The organism is Nitritalea halalkaliphila LW7, assembly GCF_000265075.1.
Lineage (GTDB): Bacteria > Bacteroidota > Bacteroidia > Cytophagales > Cyclobacteriaceae > Nitritalea > Nitritalea halalkaliphila.
This window is the reverse complement of the sequence record NZ_AJYA01000016.1, coordinates 89,507-105,934: the sequence shown is the minus strand read 5'-3', so window position 1 is coordinate 105,934 and position 16,428 is coordinate 89,507. Positions and strand designations below refer to the sequence as shown.

At 49.1% G+C, this 16,428-nt stretch carries 13 protein-coding genes and 2 pseudogenes; 5 read left to right on the top strand and 10 right to left on the bottom strand.

The window, feature by feature from the left end:
* Window positions 1-264: 264 nt before the first annotated feature.
* Window positions 265-693: a hypothetical protein gene (locus A3SI_RS17215; protein ID WP_156810191.1), complete on the bottom strand. Its 429-nt coding sequence runs from the start codon at window positions 691-693 to the stop codon at window positions 265-267.
* A gap of 190 nt (window positions 694-883) precedes the next feature.
* On the opposite strand from A3SI_RS17215, the gene A3SI_RS06035 reads away from it, so the two are divergent.
* Window positions 884-2,311: a histidine kinase N-terminal 7TM domain-containing protein gene (locus tag A3SI_RS06035; RefSeq protein ID WP_009054361.1), complete on the top strand. Its 1,428-nt coding sequence runs from the start codon at window positions 884-886 to the stop codon at window positions 2,309-2,311.
* Window positions 2,250-3,653, top strand: a complete 1,404-nt coding sequence (locus A3SI_RS06030; protein WP_009054356.1) for an ATP-binding protein — start codon at window positions 2,250-2,252, stop codon at window positions 3,651-3,653. The genes A3SI_RS06035 and A3SI_RS06030 overlap by 62 nt, the downstream gene beginning before the upstream one ends.
* 53 nt (window positions 3,654-3,706) lie before the next feature.
* Here A3SI_RS06030 and A3SI_RS06025 read toward each other — a convergent pair.
* A pseudogene (locus A3SI_RS06025) lies at window positions 3,707-4,773 on the bottom strand (dipeptidase).
* Between the two features lie 428 nt (window positions 4,774-5,201).
* Here A3SI_RS06025 and A3SI_RS06020 point away from each other — a divergent pair.
* Together A3SI_RS06020 and A3SI_RS06015 are read left to right on the top strand one after the other, a co-directional pair.
* The gene (locus A3SI_RS06020; RefSeq protein ID WP_009054354.1) at window positions 5,202-6,938 is read left to right on the top strand and encodes an alpha/beta hydrolase-fold protein; all 1,737 of its coding nucleotides are present in this window, start codon (window positions 5,202-5,204) and stop codon (window positions 6,936-6,938) included.
* Between the two features lie 246 nt (window positions 6,939-7,184).
* On the top strand, window positions 7,185-8,126 hold the full coding sequence (locus A3SI_RS06015; RefSeq protein WP_009054353.1) for an acyl-ACP desaturase: 942 nt from the start codon (window positions 7,185-7,187) through the stop codon (window positions 8,124-8,126).
* A gap of 349 nt (window positions 8,127-8,475) precedes the next feature.
* On the opposite strand, the gene A3SI_RS06010 is transcribed toward A3SI_RS06015, so the two are convergent.
* From A3SI_RS06010 to A3SI_RS05990, 7 genes and pseudogenes are all read right to left on the bottom strand, one after another.
* Complete coding sequence (locus A3SI_RS06010; protein ID WP_009054352.1) at window positions 8,476-9,063, bottom strand: DUF4411 family protein; 588 nt, start codon at window positions 9,061-9,063, stop codon at window positions 8,476-8,478.
* Window positions 9,060-10,220, bottom strand: a complete 1,161-nt coding sequence (locus A3SI_RS06005; RefSeq protein ID WP_009054351.1) for an ImmA/IrrE family metallo-endopeptidase — start codon at window positions 10,218-10,220, stop codon at window positions 9,060-9,062. The genes A3SI_RS06010 and A3SI_RS06005 overlap by 4 nt, the downstream gene beginning before the upstream one ends.
* 172 nt (window positions 10,221-10,392) lie before the next feature.
* Window positions 10,393-10,968 (bottom strand): hypothetical protein, encoded by a 576-nt coding sequence (locus A3SI_RS06000; RefSeq protein ID WP_009054350.1) that lies wholly within the window; start codon window positions 10,966-10,968, stop codon window positions 10,393-10,395.
* A gap of 5 nt (window positions 10,969-10,973) precedes the next feature.
* On the bottom strand, window positions 10,974-11,123 hold the full coding sequence (locus A3SI_RS18820; RefSeq protein ID WP_156810189.1) for a hypothetical protein: 150 nt from the start codon (window positions 11,121-11,123) through the stop codon (window positions 10,974-10,976).
* 156 nt (window positions 11,124-11,279) lie between these two features.
* A pseudogene (locus A3SI_RS05995) lies at window positions 11,280-12,348 on the bottom strand (DmpA family aminopeptidase).
* A 410-nt stretch (window positions 12,349-12,758) separates the two neighbouring features.
* Window positions 12,759-12,953 carry a hypothetical protein gene (locus A3SI_RS23180; RefSeq protein WP_394330356.1) on the bottom strand — a complete coding sequence of 65 codons (195 nt, stop codon included), beginning with the start codon at window positions 12,951-12,953 and terminating at the stop codon, window positions 12,759-12,761.
* Between the two features lie 29 nt (window positions 12,954-12,982).
* Window positions 12,983-13,996 carry a peptidoglycan DD-metalloendopeptidase family protein gene (locus tag A3SI_RS05990; RefSeq protein WP_394330355.1) on the bottom strand — a complete coding sequence of 338 codons (1,014 nt, stop codon included), beginning with the start codon at window positions 13,994-13,996 and terminating at the stop codon, window positions 12,983-12,985.
* 236 nt (window positions 13,997-14,232) lie between these two features.
* On the opposite strand from A3SI_RS05990, the gene aspS reads away from it, so the two are divergent.
* Window positions 14,233-15,987, top strand: coding sequence for an aspartate--tRNA ligase (gene aspS, locus A3SI_RS05985; RefSeq protein ID WP_009054349.1), 1,755 nt, complete (start codon window positions 14,233-14,235; stop codon window positions 15,985-15,987).
* 38 nt (window positions 15,988-16,025) lie between these two features.
* Here aspS and A3SI_RS23175 read toward each other — a convergent pair whose 3' ends face one another.
* Entirely contained in the window at window positions 16,026-16,403 is a 378-nt protein-coding gene (locus A3SI_RS23175) for a hypothetical protein (RefSeq protein ID WP_394330354.1), read from the bottom strand.
* Between the last annotated feature and the right edge of the window lie 25 nt (window positions 16,404-16,428).

Here is a 16,428-nt window from a genome sequence, read left to right as displayed (position 1 = left end):
TTGTGCTGTTTATGCTGTTCGTTGAATTTCCCTAAGCAAAAGCTCTTCCAATCGCTTTCCCCATCATAATCAAGCCATTATGTCCGATTTATTTGGATTTATTTGGCTTTTTTCCGCAAATTCAAGCCGTTTTGGCAGCATTGGACTCCTGAACATTCGCCTGTAAAGCTAAAAGTAGCAGGAAGTCCCCCGGTTCCCCCTTTGGCCGGGGGCCAAAAAAAAGACCCCGAAGGGTCCTAATAGGTATGCTGAAGTGAAGGCTGCTTAGTAGCGCAGTTTTTCCACTGTCCTTCGCTGCTCCACGATATCGTTGTTTAAATTAACCAAGTCAAGCTCTAACTTTTTCAGGTCTACCTCCATTTTTAGCAGCTGTGCCTCGGAGGCTTTTCCACGGCGCTTGGCCTTATCGTATTTTGCCTGCTGACGGGCGCGTTTCGCATCCGTTTTAGAAGCCTTCTGCTCGAGCTTTGCCAGTTTCTTTTCGGCTTTTTCGAGGTTACGCGCCTGCTTTTCCATTTTCTTTACGTCGGCCAGCTCCTTTTTAGCAGCTTTCTTCTCCGCTTTGGCAGCTTTCTTTTCTGCCTTTATGGCCTCTTGTTCCTTTTTGACCTCTTCTTTTGTGCTTTGTGCAAAGGCCAAATCGGCACTTAAAAAGAAGAATCCTAAGGCGATGAAATAAATTAGCTTTTTCATAATTTTGTATTTTTCATGAGTAATGTAGTCAAATATAATGCCGCAGTCAAAAAATAGGCTTCCGAAAGTGAAAAACACTACTTTTTAATTAATCCTTAAGCAAGTGAAGGAAGGAATGAACGGTTACAGACCATTTATGAATGGTAGAAATTAACAATTTTTTTTCTACTTTAGTCGGTATATACCGAATATGAACCTCGAACTCAACATATTTTCGCTCATCATCTTTTTTTTAGCGGTGTTGAGTTTCGGCCTAGGGCTTACCATCTGGCGAAAACCCGCACAAGATAGCAAGCACTATTTTCTCGCCTTAGTGACACTTTGTTTCTTCTATGCCTTATTTTACGGCTTAGAGCTTATGGCCAAAGGGCTCGATAACACGGTATTCTTCTTCAAGCTAGAATATATTCCAGGGGCATTTTTGCCGATTTACCTCTTGGCTTTTGCGCTCAGCTACACGGAAAAGCCTGTTCCCAAAAGCCTTTTTTACGGCTACCATCTGGCGGCGCTTTTTTTTATCATTACTTTATTTACGAATGAGCAGCATCAGTGGTTTTATCTTAGCTTTAGCTTGAATACCCAGGCTGAAGTGCCCCTGATAGATTTTGAGCCCGGCCCCCTTTATTTTGTCTACGCCATCTTCGGTCTTGTGCCCGTACTGGTGGCGAATATCCTTTTTATACAGCACCTCCGCGAGGTGCTGCTAACTTTAAGCCTCAGCTCCGCATTTTACTTGCTGGCAGTTTTGTGCTTGGCTGGCACACCTCTCCGATCTACTCGAAATTACCCCCCAGGCATCGACCCCATTCCTTTTAGCCTGCTTTTTAGTGTGCTGCTGTTTTACTGGGGATTTAACCGCTTTCAAGTGTTGGAAGTCTTGCCGATCGCCTATAAGACCATTTTTGAGGCCACAGAAGAAGGGCTGATCCTGCTGGACGCAGACAAAAAGCTTATCGCTGCGAATCCCGCTGTCCGTAGGCTCCTCGGAATAGAAAGCACAGAGCTGAGGTCAGCGGAAAATGCGCTGAATTCCCTCTATCCCGAACTGCAGGAACAGCTAAAGCCAAAGGAAAACACATTCATCACCTTAGACCCTATCCGTGCGCGCCACCTGAAACTGACTATCGGCAATACACTCCGGCTGGATGGCAACATCGTCTATGTGGCTACGCTAAAAGATGTTACAAAGGAGCAGCTATCAGAAGCACTGGTGCAGGCGAATGGGCGTATGCTGGAAGAAGCCAATCAGACGCTTCGCAAAAATGAAAACATGTTGCAGGCCATCGCAAAGGCCACCAAGCAGCTCCTCTCCAACGTAGACTTTAAAGAAGCGGTACGGGAGGCAATCGTCACCGTGGGTAAGGCCTCCACAGCCGATCGTGCCTACCTCTTCCAAAACTCCACAGCTAAAGATGGTGAGGTCTTAAGCTCACAACTTTTCGAATGGACGCAGGCCGGAGTAGAGCCGGAGCTCAACAACCCAGACCTACAAAATATCCCCATGTCACTCTACGGGGAGGCTGTGGACTACTTAAATAGAAACGAACCCTTCTACTGTGTGGTGGAGGAACTCGAAAAAGGGGCCCCTTCAGGACCTGCTGCTGGCGCAAGACATTAAAAGTATCATCATCATTCCGATTTTCTTAGGACAAAAGTTCTGGGGCTATGCCGGCTTCGACGACTGTACGCGTGCCAGAAAATGGTCGGAAGCAGAAAAAGCCCTACTCATGAGCTTCGCTGACAGCATCGCGAATGCCTTAGCACGAAAAAACTTAGAAATCAGCCTCACCGAAAGCATGCACCGCGCGAAGGAGGCCAGCTTAGCTAAATCTGAGTTCCTGGCTAATATGAGCCATGAAATCCGAACCCCACTAAACGGCATCATCGGTTTTTCGGATTTACTCCTCCACACCCAGCTTGACTCCGAGCAAAAAACCTACACCGAAGCGATCATCCAATCCGGAGAGCTTCTGCTAGGCATTATAAACGATGTTTTGGATTTCTCTAAAATCGAAGCGGGCAAAGTGGAACTCGACCTAAAAGCCACACAGCCCGAAGCACTCCTACAAGAAACGCTGCGCATCGTCCAGCCGCTGGCACAAAAAAAAGGCCTTCGCATTCTTATAGATACCAGTCACTCCGGCTGCCCTCCCGAGGCGGAATATCGCTTAGACGAGACCCGCGTTCGACAGGTACTCTTGAATCTACTTAGTAATGCCATCAAATTCACGGAGCAGGGAGCGGTCACGTTACAGCTCCGCTGCAAACAGGTCGGGAAAAAAACCTCCCTCCAATTCGCTGTCATCGATACGGGAATCGGTATTCATCCCGACAACCAAAAACGCATTTTCGAGGCCTTCTCACAGGAAGATAACACCACCACCCGCAAGTTTGGTGGCACTGGACTGGGGCTAACAATCAGTAACAAATTACTGTTTCTTATGGGCAGTAAACTGAAACTGCACTCCTTACCCGGAGAGGGGAGCACCTTTTACTTCGATTTAGAAGTGGAAATGCTTCCCCATTCCGCCAAGCAAGCCGACTCGATTACTCACTTAGCACATACGCAAGCCATGGAAGAACCACAAGAAAAACTCACTATTTTGGTTGCGGACGATAATCCGATGAACATTCTACTCACCAAAACACTGCTGCGAAAAGACCTGCCACATGCGCAGGTCGTCGAGGTGGAAGACGGAATAGAGCTGGTTGAGAAATTCCCCTCCCTACAGCCCGACCTCGTGCTAATCGATGTCCACATGCCACGAATGAGCGGACTAGAGGCCGTAAAAATTCTCCGTAATTTTCCGGGCGGCCAGGTGCCTATGATCGCATTAACCGCCTCTGCCCTGGAAGGAGATCGGGAAAAATGCTTGGAAGCGGGCATGGATGACTACCTGAGCAAGCCATTTCGCATCGAAGAGTTACGCGCTATCTTAAAAAAACACCTGAAGGTATAATGCCTCCAGGTGCATGGTTAGCTACTTTTATCTGCTTAAATTTTCTTATCGCATCAGCCTGCCACAGCGGCGATGGCCTCCCACACGCGGAAGAAATTTCCTGAGCATATTTTTTCGATGTCCTCTTCGCTGTAGCCACGCTTTAACAGCTCCGCCAGAATATTCGGATACATGGAAGCGTCCTTAAGCCTTCGGGCAACGTATCTCCTACTCCATCGAAATCTGAGCCCAAGCCCACATAGTCGATGCCCACTAATTTCACTACGTGGTCGATGTGATCCACCACCTTGGTGACGGAAACCGAAGGCTTGTTTTCTGCCATGTACGTTTGGATATACGCTTGCGCAGCTTCATCGCGCATGGCGAGGTTATTTTCCTTCAGCCATTCCTGAATATGTGCACGGTTGGCGCTATTTTGTTTGGAATAGTTTTCGTCTAAGAAGCTACCGCCAAAGGTGATCATGACCATGCCCTCTTTTTCGGCGATTTTTTTAATGATTTCATCCGATACATTGCGCTCGAAGCCGGGCGTGAAATGCCGGGCACTGCTGTGCGTCGCCACGATGGGGGCCCGGCTGAGCTCTGCCACATCGAAAAATGTCTTGTCCGTGATGTGGGAAACATCGATGATCATGCCGAGGCGGTTCATCTCCCGAACTACTTCCTTCCCGAAATCACTCAGCCCTCCGTGCGTTTCGCTATCGTCATAAGAGGAGTCGCCCACGAGGTTATCCTTCCCATGCGTCAGCGTCATGTAGCGCACGCCCTTATCGAAAAAGTACTCCACCAGAGAAAGGTCATCCTCGATGGCTGCCGCATTTTCGATGCCTAAGGGCAAAGACAGCAGGCCTTTTTCATGATTTCTACGGATATCTGCTACCGAGGTGGCGCGGGCCAGTTTATCCGGCCAGGTGTCCACCAAGCGGTCCATCATCATGATCAGGGTATCGGCCAAGTCCTTCGCCCCTCCTCGCTCTTGATAACCCGCGGGGATGTAAATGGCCATAAACGGAGCATCCAGACCCCCTTCACGTGCGCGCACATAGTCGATATTCCCCGACTCCTGGCGCTCGATGAAGTTATACACCTCCCCTTCCATGGTATGCCCCAGGTTATACATGCGGAAAGGCAGGTCCATGTGCCCATCCACGATAATCAGACGCTGCGAGAGTGCACTGGCTGCCGCCAAAAGCTCTGCTTCATCTAGGGTACTATAGTCGATGGCTTCCTCCTGCGCGGGGCCTCCACCACAGGACCATAGCATGCCGCATAGCAGCAGCCCAGCAAGTATTTTCTTCCTCATAAGACTGTTTTTTTCTCCAAGATACGCGGCATGAGCACCACTCCACAGGAGCTATTGACAAGCGGCCAAATGCTTACATAAAATTTGGATAGTGGCGGTGGCCACCGCAAAAAAAGGCTTCTACCTTTCCTCACCGAAATCAGGGTGATAAAAAAAGCCTATCCCCGTCACATGTAAAGGTTTCCCGATTCATCCCTTTATTTTTTATCTTAGATCACCAGCAATAGCATTTTAACCTCGAGCACATGAAGACATTCACCACCTGGACTTTGGCCCTCGGCCTCCTCCTCTTTTACGGCTGCCAAGATAAGGCCACACAACTCCCTCCTCTCGACATTCTCATCGCGCCTGAACTTCAAGAGCAGGTTCGGGATGGCCGCCTCCTGCTACTTCTTCACCATCAGGAAGGTGTGGAACCGCGCTTTGCAGTTAGTGATGGCGTGGGCTCTGCGCAGGTGTTCGGCCAGGACTTTAGCGGGCACAGTGGCAGCAGCATGGCCTTTGACCTAAGCGTCTTCGGCTACCCCGTAGCAGACTGGCGCGAACTCCCCGATGGCGACTACTTTGCGCAAGCGTTTATCGTCCAGCACGAACGCTACGTCCGTGCCGATGGCCATGAGATCCTGCTCCCCGCGGATAAGGGCGAAGGACGGCAGTGGAACCGGACACCGGGCAATCTCTACAGCAGCGTGCAGCCCGTACAGGTGCGGAACGGGCAGCTGCATGGTGCCGACCTGCTTGTAGCCCATGCCATTCCTCCCGTGGAAAAGCCCGCAGACACGGAATTCGTCAAGCATATCGAGATAAAAAGTGAGTTGCTAAGTGCCTTTTGGGGTCGTGAGATGACCTTAGGCGCACACGTGCTGCTCCCGCGCGACTTCGAGCAGTCTCCCGAGGAGTACTATCCGCTCATGATCTTTCACGGGCACTTTCCATCCGACCTCAGCGGGTTTCGGACCGATCCTCCCGACAGTGACCTGCCTGACACCTATAATGCGCGCTTCGGCATCTATGGCTATGAGCGCATCGTGCAGGAAGAAGCCTACAACTTCTATCAGCAGTGGATTTCCGAGGATTTTCCGAAGTACATCGTCATCGAAATTCAGCATCCGAATCCTTTTTACGACGACAGCTATGCGGTAAACTCGGCGAACCTCGGCCCCTATGGAGATGCCATCACCTATGAGCTCATCCCCCACATCGAAAAAACTTTTCGGGGTATCGGAGAAGGCTGGGCCCGCTTTCTGTATGGGGGCTCCACGGGAGGCTGGGAAGCGCTGGCCGCGCAAGTTTTTTACCCGGATGCCTACAATGGCTGCTTCGCTGCCTGTCCCGACCCCATCGATTTTCGCGCCTACACGGTCGTGAACATCTACGAAGATGAAAACGCCTACTACGAGGAAGGCCCCTTTCGCCGCACGCAGCGGGTCGGGAGGCGTAATTACCTCGGGCATGTCTCTTCCATGCTAGTGGACATGAACCATAAAGAGCTGGCGCTGGGCGGGGATAAAAGCCGCTCGGGTGATCAGTGGGACATCTGGCAGGCCGTGTACTCGCCCGTAGGTGCTGATGGCTACCCGAAACCCATTTGGGATAAGTATAGCGGCGTGATCGACAAGGAGGTGGCTGCCCACTGGCAGGAAAACTATGATCTGCGCTACATCATGGAGCGGGACTGGGATAAGATAGGGTCCGCCCTGGCGGGCAAAATCCACATTTACTGCGGTGATATGGACAATTATTACCTGAATAATGCCGTTTATTTAACAGAGGAGTTCCTCGAAAGTACCGAAAATCCGTATTATGCGGGAGAGGTGGCCTACGGTGATCGCTTTGAACACTGCTGGAATGGGGATCCCGATAATCCGAATTACTTGACCCGCTTGCGGTATAATACTCTTTATTTGGAGAAAATTGCAGGACGTTTTCGCGAGACTGCACCGGCGGGATTTGACCAAAAACTTTGGGTTTTACGTCGCTGATTTAAAAAAGCCATAGCCGCACACGGTTCTTAAAAGCCGCTTTTCCTTAGGAAAGAAACTCAAATCACAAATCGAGTTTTTGCTCGGGTTATGCAAAAAATCCTGCTTACATTTGATAGAGAATTAGAATGTTAGGCGAATTTACCACTTGGTAAAAGGCTGGCATTCACAGTATGAAAGAGTAGCTATGGCTGAGAAGACAAAGATTAATAATGAATTAGAGAAAACCTGGAAGTAGTCAGTCAGTTGGACAGCTTCGTGGGTCAGGCGGTGGATAACGTGTTGGAGAACCCGGATGAGTGCTGGCAGCCCACAGACTTTCTTCCGGACATGAGTAAAGAAAATGCTTTGGACGAAGTCCGTCTTCTGCGCGAGCGTGCTTCGGGCATTCCGGATACGGTGATCACCTCTTTAGTGGGGAATATGATCACGGAGGAGGCGCTTCCATCTTACCAGACGTATTTCAACCTGTTAGAGGGCATAAACGTAGAGGGCTCTCTCCTGAGTAATCGGGGCTGGGTGCGCTGGTCGAGAGCCTGGACGGCGGAAGAAAATCGGCATGGAGATCTGCTGAATAAGTATTTATACTTAAGTGGTCGTGCGGATATGAAAAAGGTGGAGCAGACGATCCATCGCTTAATTTATAATGGTTTCGATCCTAAGTCGGAGAATGATCCGTACCAGGCGATGATATACACTTCTTTCCAGGAGCGTGCCACGAAGATTTCCCATGTGAACACGGGTAAGTTGGCCGATGCTGCAGGGGATAATGTCCTTTCGCGTATTTGTAAGACGATCGCCGGAGATGAGGCGCGTCATGAAAAGGCGTACAAGTCTTTTATGGCGGAGATTTTCAAGTTAGATCCTGCGGGAGCTGTTTTGGCTTTTGAGAAGATGATGCGGAAGCAGATCGTGATGCCGGCGGTGCTGATGGGCGAGGGCGGCAGTAACCCTACCCTTTTCGACCAGTTTTCAGCGATTACACAGAAGATCGGCATTTATACGAGTTGGGATTATGCGCGCATCATCGATCACTTGGTGAAGCTTTGGAAGGTAGAGTCCATCGGAGGCTTGACGGATGTAGCTGCGAAGGCGCAGGACTACCTGTCCACTTTAGCGGGCCGCTACATGCGTATCGCGGATCGGGCTAAGGTGCCGGATGAGGTTTCTTTGGTATGGTTAAAATAAGCTTGCTTAGAGAAGACATGGGAAAGCGCTCTATTTCGGTAGGGCGCTTTCTTTTTGTTTCGATTTTATGTTCGTTTGCTTTCGTTTTCTTTCTTTTTTGATCGTTTTGCTTTCGTTTGCTTTCTTTTTGGGTTTCTTTTACTTTCGTTTCGACTTTCGATTTGGAGACTAGAATTTTTTAACGTCCCCCACACATGAACTATCCCCGAAACTGTTCATTCAAAATCGGTTTCAGCTAATCTTATAGTCTGACTCTATTCAGATGACCAAACTGTATCAAACAGATTACCTGCAGGGCTGATTAATTGACCTCGTTCTCAAGCATCTGCCTGTGGGGATAAGAACAAATTTATTTTTTGAAGTTAAATCCAAGATCCAATTCAGTAAACTTGCTTAAGAGTTCAGGAAGGTTCAGTACCTTGATATCTAAAATTTGACAGATCGCCGGGATTTTCTTAAACAGCTTTAGATCGTTTTCTGAGATGCTTTCCTCTGTTACAATAAAAATATCTTTATTAGGAAAATCTTTTATCATGTACTGGCAGTGCATGATCATTTTTGCGTCGGCCGATTCCATAAATTCCTTTTTTTTTACCTCAAACTCTGCCGAATTCAATTTTCGAAATTGAAAATGATTTGATATGAATTGATTTTGAAGCATGCCTAAAAACTTTTTCGGTGCTAAAGGAATTAGCTCTTCCGTCTTCACAGGTAATTGAAAAGATTTCTGAAACTCTTTGTCAACCAAATAGGTGAGCTTATTGACCACAAGCTTTTTGGAAACAAATTTACACTCTTGTAGAACTGCATCGAGGATTACGATTTCGCCTGATTCAATTTTACTCTTAATCAAATTAAAAAGTACGCCATGATTATCAAAAGGCAGGTAATACCGAACCAAACTCAAAAGGGAACTGGTATCGATTATTGCCTTCATCTCAGGTATTTTTCAAGTTGGTTGGGCTTGAGATTTAGCGTTTTGCACAGTTCAAACTCGTTAATTACCCCGTCAAAAAACGCAGACTGAATAGTAGAAACAAACAAAGGGGATTGAATGGGTTTAGCTAGGCTTGCTGTGGAAGCTTTACCCATTTCTTTTTCTAGTTCCCGCTTCTTTTTTTCTTCTTCTTTCCTATTCTGAATTTCTTCCTCCTGATTTCTTCGCATTTTGGCATAAATCGCTCCACTGACTTTGTCCTTTTTAACCAAATAGGTTAGTATTGCTGAAAAGCTCAAATGGGTATGATCCGAAATGGTCTTGATTTCATTAAAGTTATAATCATTACGAGCAGTTAGGTTGGGTAGCTTATCCAAATTAAGAAGCTCGTTTCCTGCTAAAAAAGCGAAAGCAAAATGGTTACACCATGCCTCAACCTTACTAATCTTCCCAAAAGCCATTTGATCGTAATCCATGGATTCTATCTCTTCTTGATTCAGAAGATAATGACCAAGCTCATGCGCAAGGGTGAAAATTTCTCTTTTGAAATAATCCTGATTTCTCCTCAACACAATGACATTAGGCTGTAAAAAGAATCCATCAATATTGGTTTTTTCTTTTAAAGAGGGATGCTCTACATATTCAAAGACCAAAATGTTGTATTCAGCAAATGTATCAATTAAGGCATTCAGAAATTTCTTTGGATCTTTTTTGAAGCGAGGCATTAATAGTTCACGGACCGTATTCGCTACTGAAACTGGATTATCATGACTGTGGAACACAGGAAGTTTTCTTTCCAGATTGATGTCAGATAGTTTGGCCAATCCTGAAAGAGAAATCTTGAGATCTTCAAACTGACTGACGATTTTCTTTGAAGCAAGATTTAAGTTAGTTCCGAATTTTTCTTTCCGAAAAAAAATACTTGACTCCTTACTTGTTACAGGTGCAGTTGGATCTAGGTAATAAGAGAGCCCTTTTTTGAAAATCTTATCTATCCGCTTAAGATGATTGATCTGTATTTCTTCCTTGAAAACAGCCTCCCAAGTCAAAGGATGTTTTAACCCCTCACTTAATAATGTCAAAAACTCTTCCTTACCCAACTGGTATTGTTGGATCAAGTGATTGATTCTGTCGATATTATAGGTTGTTGTTTTCAAGAGTAGAACAATATTATGGCTTGTATTCTTTAACGTAAAATAATACAATATGCCTCAACAAGCCATGAAATTTCTTACTTTCTTTTTGCCAAGCCCGACCAGGTAAAAACACACCGCCCTGTTCCTAAGACTTCTGTTATCACTGCCGAGACGTATTTCCTTCTAGCCGCTTTTAGAAAACGAAGCGCCAAGTTAAATGCACAGGATTAAGAACCGGTAGAGACATCTGCTCGCGGAATAAAGGAGTGGCCTGTACATTTATCCCTAACACAGAGGAACTTAAAAGAGCTAGAACACTCGGAAATTCTCCCGTAAAACCTACGGCCAACTCGAACTGCAAGACCTGTGGGTTGATAAATTCCTGAATAGAATTGGCGCTGCGGGTGCTGCCCAACACAAAGCTATTTCGCGCAAACAAGGCTTGCGCCACGCGCGCACCCCCCTGAATGAAGACGCCTCGCCCGAAATCACAGGCATCCCGTGGCTCCCGCTGAAAAACATAGTAGCGACCGTAGAGTCCTAAAGCGGCATTGCCCTTTTGGATACGTGGGAAGGCTTCTCCCGCCAAGGGAGTTTGCAGCACTGCGCCCTCGTCCCCACCTACAGGCTGCACGAGCGCATTAATCGAGTAAGAAATCCCCTCATACTCTAGCATACTGACCAGCGAAAAGCGCTTGCTCAAGCGACGCTCCAGCTGCACGCCCAACTGGAAGTTTACACCGCCGTCTTGGTAGATGCCTTCAGGCAAATTACTTAGCTCGAGGAGCCAAAACCCACTACAGGACTCCAGCGCCAGTAAGGCAGCTCTTCTGCACCTGCCTCTTGCTGCGCAAAAAGAGCGGTGGACGTAAAAAAAAGTAAGAAAAGGGAGATGTATACCGGGAACAAAGTAGAATTTCGCATATTTTTCCTGCGGATAACGCTATGTTCCAGCGGGAAGTTCCGGCAGGCTTCCGTAATTATTTACTTCACTCTTTGCTCTCTTCACAGGAGCGAAAAAGCGGCTAGCAGCCAAGACCTTTGGCCGAAGGCCTGACAGCAGCAGGTATTCAGCCAAGGCTACTCCTTTTCCTCCCCACGTAAAAACGGCAACAAGGCCTCTACCGGAAGGGCCTCCACGCGACGCTGCTGCCGACCCTCCATCGGGGCCGCCATAAATAGGGAGTTGATGATGGCCTCCTCCGTGGCCTCTATGACTGCCAGAAATAGGGGGCTCATGCCATCATTCGGGAGGTCCTTTGGCGCAGCCGCACGGAAGGGCTCCGGCTGATGAGGAACCCGATTTTCAGGAGCAGTGCTGAAAGCGATCACATAGTCACCCGAGCCATTCGAGGCAATACCTCCCGTGCGCGCCAGCCCCAGCATCGCCCGCTTGGCAAGTCGCTCCAAATTGCGGGCACTTAGCGGGGCATCCGTAGCCACCACGATCATGCAGGAGCCATCAGCGGACTCCAGCTGCCGCCGAAAACTGTATTGGGACAGTTCGACCGACCTGCTTGCCATCGATGGCCAGGACACCACCAAAGTTGCTTTGGACCAGCACCCCGACGGTATAGCCACCCAAGCTCGCCGGCAGCTTCCGGGAAGAGGTACCGATGCCCCCTTTAAAGCCGAAGGCCATCGTACCTGTTCCTGCCCCTACATTGCCCTCTGCCACTGCTGTTCCCGCATTTTCGAGTGCTGCACGGAAATCAGCCACCGTTAAGGGCATCTGCTGAATGGCATTGAGGTAGCCGTCATTGGTCTCCCCGACCACCGCGTTTACGGACTGCACTGCTTCATTTCCCGGCTGGGCCAGGGTATAGCGCACCGCTGCCTCTATGCCCGCTCCTACTGCCAGCGTATTGGTAAGTAAAATCGGCGTCTCGATATTGCCCAGCTCCTGCACCTGACTAAGTCCGGCTAACTTTCCGAAACCATTCCCCACGTAAATCGCTGCGGGGACTTTTTCGCGGAAGATATTGCCCCCATGGGGCAAAATGGCCGTAATGCCAGTGCGAATACTGTCGCCTTCTATGCGGGTTAGGTGCCCGACGCGGACGCCTGCCACGTCTGTGATCCGATTCGCCGGACCGGGGGCCATCACCCCCATCGTTAAACCATAATCTCGATAGCGCTGCTGGCCCATAAGTAATGTCGGTAAGGAGAAGAAAACAAGGAGAAAAAGAATGCGGGATTTTAAGCAGAGGGAGCGTCGTAACATGGTAGTGGGCATTTTTCAGGAGGAAAATACTAGGAGCAGCTAGAAATTACAAGCTAATTGAGGTCTTTTATAAAATTTTTATGAAGAGAGGCCAACTTTCTCTTGTGAACGAACGTTATTTAAGCTCACCCTTAACTTAATAATCTATATGCAGTGGAGTATGGAACATTTGGCTTCCTCCACGACGCTGAAGGGAAGCCAGCGAATGAAACTTTTAATGGCTTATGTTAAAAGACTGAAAAAAGAACATTCGAAAAATAATGCAAAAGGAGCCTGAGGCTCCTTTTTTTATGAAATATCCTTAGATTAGCTTGAGTAAGTGCTCTGCGCCTGCCCTATTCCCGGGAGGCTAAGGTCGTTTCCCCTGCACTTGAGTCCGGCCCCAGCTGTATGGCTGCCATTTTCTCGAAGACTTCATTTTTCATCGCTTCGAAAGCCGCTCTATTTTCAGGCAAAATCGGGGTGGAAGGTGGAATTTTTTCTTTCAACCAGTCCACCTGCTTGCCATTTTTCCAAAAGCGAAAGCACAAGTGCGGACCGGTGGCTAAACCTGTAGCACCTACATAGCCGATGACCTGCCCCTGACGTACGCGGGCGCGGGTTTCATGCCGGCAGCAAATTTAGACATGTGCAAGTACTGGGTGGTGTAGGTGGCGTTATGCTTGATCTTGACATAATTTCCATTCGCAGAGGTAAAGCGGGCTTCTACTACGGTGCCATCTCCCACGGATCGAATTTCTGTGCCAGTAGGTGCTGCGTAATCCGTGCCTAAGTGCGGCTTGTACCGTTTTTGGACAGGGTGGTAGCGGTTGAGGTTATAGCGTGAACTGATCCGTGTATATTTCAGTGGATCGCGCAGAAAGGCCTTTTTTAGGCTATTGCCCTCGGCATCGAAAAAGTTGAGCTCCCCTTCCTGCTCGAAGGGGATGGCATGATACGGCTCGCCCATGTGTTCGAAATAAGCTGCCTGAATTTCACCGATGCCGACTGGCTGCCCGTCCACTACCTTTTCAGAATAGACGACTTTAAAGGCATCGCCCTTTTGTAGGCGCTGAAAGTCCACTACCCAGCCGTATAAGTCAGCGAACTGATCCACTAAATCCGGACCACCACCGAGGGCGGTCATGTTTACATAGAGGTTAGAAGAAATGCTGCCTCCGATTTCGCGGGTTTCATAGGCCACTGGCTTCTCTTCTTTGTACACGATCGCTTCTTCCAGGTCGAAAACCACATACTCTAAGGCATTCGGCTCGTAGATAAAGTAGCGTGGCTTAGCTGTATCGCGTGCAGAGAGCACGGTAAACTTTTTATTGTAAGCGATTTTACGTACATCGAAGGCCTCATTTTTCGCGAGTCGGTCGATCACTTCATAGGGAACCGCTAGGGGAGAAAGTAGCGCGCCGAGGGTCTGATTTTTGGCGACTGTTCCTTCCAGCACTTCGAATTCATCTGCGAGGAAGCCAAAAACCGTTTCGATAATTTCTTCTGTCTCTTCTTCGATTTCGTCTATAAGCGCCTCAGAATTTGGGCCGCAGGCCCTGTAAGCAAGATAAAAATAAAGAGCCCTGCCCACTGAGCAGGCGTTCGCAGGTAAACGTTCATAAGATTTGTTTGGTGGGTGGTTCTGAAACAAGCATGACTTACAAATCTAACGGTTAAAAAGGAAAATAGTACCTATTCGATTAAAATTTATCCCGAGTGGTGCAGGAGAAGCCGTGCATTTCCAGCATCTTAGCAGGTGGAAGCACGATAGAAAGTGTAAAGTTTACGTATATTTGCTGCCTCTATTGAAATAAAATTGACGCTACTATGTATAGAACGCATACTTGTGGAGCCCTTCGGCTCGAACATGTAGGACAGGAGGTTACGCTGGCCGGCTGGGTGCAGCGGGTACGGAATAAAGGGGGCTTGGTCTGGATCGACCTGCGAGACCGATATGGCCTGACGCAGCTGATCTTAGAGGAGACCAGCAGCAGTGAGGAGCTGCTCCGTCAAGCGACCAGCCTGGGGCGCGAGTTCGTGGTGCAGGCCCGCGGCCAAGTGATAGAAAGAGCGTCAAAAAACGATAAACTGCCGACAGGGGACATCGAAATCAGGGTGCAGGCTTTAGAGGTGTTAAATCCTGCCAAGCTTCCTCCATTTTTAATCGAAGACGAAACAGACGGCGGAGAGGATTTACGCATGAAATACCGCTACCTTGACTTGCGCCGGAATGTAGTACGCGAAAAGCTGCAGCTTCGGCATCGTATGATGCAGCAGGTACGCCGCTATTTAGATGAGAAAGCCTTTATAGAAGTGGAGACGCCCGTGCTCATCAAGTCCACGCCTGAGGGGGCGCGGGATTTCGTGGTACCGAGTCGTACGAATCCGGGCGAATTCTATGCCCTCCCACAGTCGCCTCAGACCTTTAAGCAGCTGCTGATGGTGAGTGGTTTCGACCGCTACTTTCAGATCGTCAAGTGTTTCCGGGATGAGGACTTACGCGCTGATCGGCAGCCAGAGTTTACGCAGATCGACTGCGAAATGGCCTTTGTGGAGCAGGAAGACATCCTGAACACCTTCGAAGGACTGGTGCGCCACCTGTTTCGCACGGTGAAAGGGGTGGAACTGGAAGAGGTGCAGCGCATGTCCTATGCTGAAGCCATGGAGCTGTATGGAAATGATAAACCGGACCTGCGCTTCGACATGAAAATTCACCGCCTCACCGCTCTGGCGCAGGGGAAAGGCTTTCCGATTTTCGACCAGGCAGAAGTCATCTTAGGGATTTGTGTCCCGGGAGCTGCCGGCTACACGCGGAAGCAGCTCGATGCCCTCACAGACTGGGTCAAGCGTCCTCAGATCGGGGCGAAGGGCATGGTCTATGTGAAGGTGAACAGCGAAAACGACCTAAAATCATCTGTAGATAAGTTCTACAGCAAAGAGGATTTGGCCCAGTGGGCCCAGCACCTTCAAGCGGGGCCGGGTGACCTTTTACTCCTCCTCAGCGGGGAAGAAGCGGCTACGCGCAAGCAGATGTCTGAGCTTCGTCTGAAGATGGGCGAGGAGTTAGGGCTTCGCGATCGCAATGTCTTTAAACCGCTTTGGGTACTGGACTTCCCGCTGCTAGAATGGGACGAGGAGAGCGGGCGCTACCACGCCATGCACCATCCTTTTACCTCTCCTAAGCAGGAGGATATTCCGCTGCTGGACACTGCGCCGGGCCAGGTGCGCGCGAATGCCTATGATCTGGTGATTAATGGGGTAGAAATCGGTGGTGGCTCTATCCGTATTCACGATCGCACGACGCAGCAGTTGATGTTTAAGCATCTAGGCTTCAGTGAAGAAGAGGCCCGTCAGCAGTTCGGGTTCTTGTTGGAGGCCTTCGAGTTTGGGGCGCCGCCACACGGAGGAATCGCCTTTGGTTTCGACCGGCTTTGTGCGATTTTCGGAGGTTCGGATTCGATCCGCGACTACATCGCCTTCCCGAAAAATAATGCTGGCCGTGATGTTATGATCGACTCGCCGAGCAAATTGGCAGCTGCACAGCTGGAGGAGCTCCACATCGCGCTGGCGCTGAAAAAATAAAGCTACTTTTACAGGATAAACTAAGCCCGGGCAGTGCGTTACGCTTGCCCGGGCTTTTTTCGCTTTAGCGGGCGGGGTTTCAGACCTATTGGAGGTTTCTTAAAAGGTCTTGGCCTTTGGCGCTCCCGCGCCAAAAATAAAATCCTGGACCGATTCCTTCTCCACTGAGCCTCTCTTAGAGTTCTCCGAGCCTTTTTCCTTTTCGGTCTTGGAGCGCTTATGTTTGGGGCTGCCGACACCTGTGCGTTATAGATGCCAGCATGTCCACTAAAGAGGTAGGCGACCACGCAGACGATGCCGATGGCGATACCGGCCTCCATTCCGAAAAGTTCGAGACCCATAAAGGTGCAGGCTAGCGGCGTATTCGTGGCGCCGGAGAAAACGCCGACGAAGCCCAGTCCGGCCAGAAGGCCCATGGGTAGGGGGATGAGCCCTGGCTGA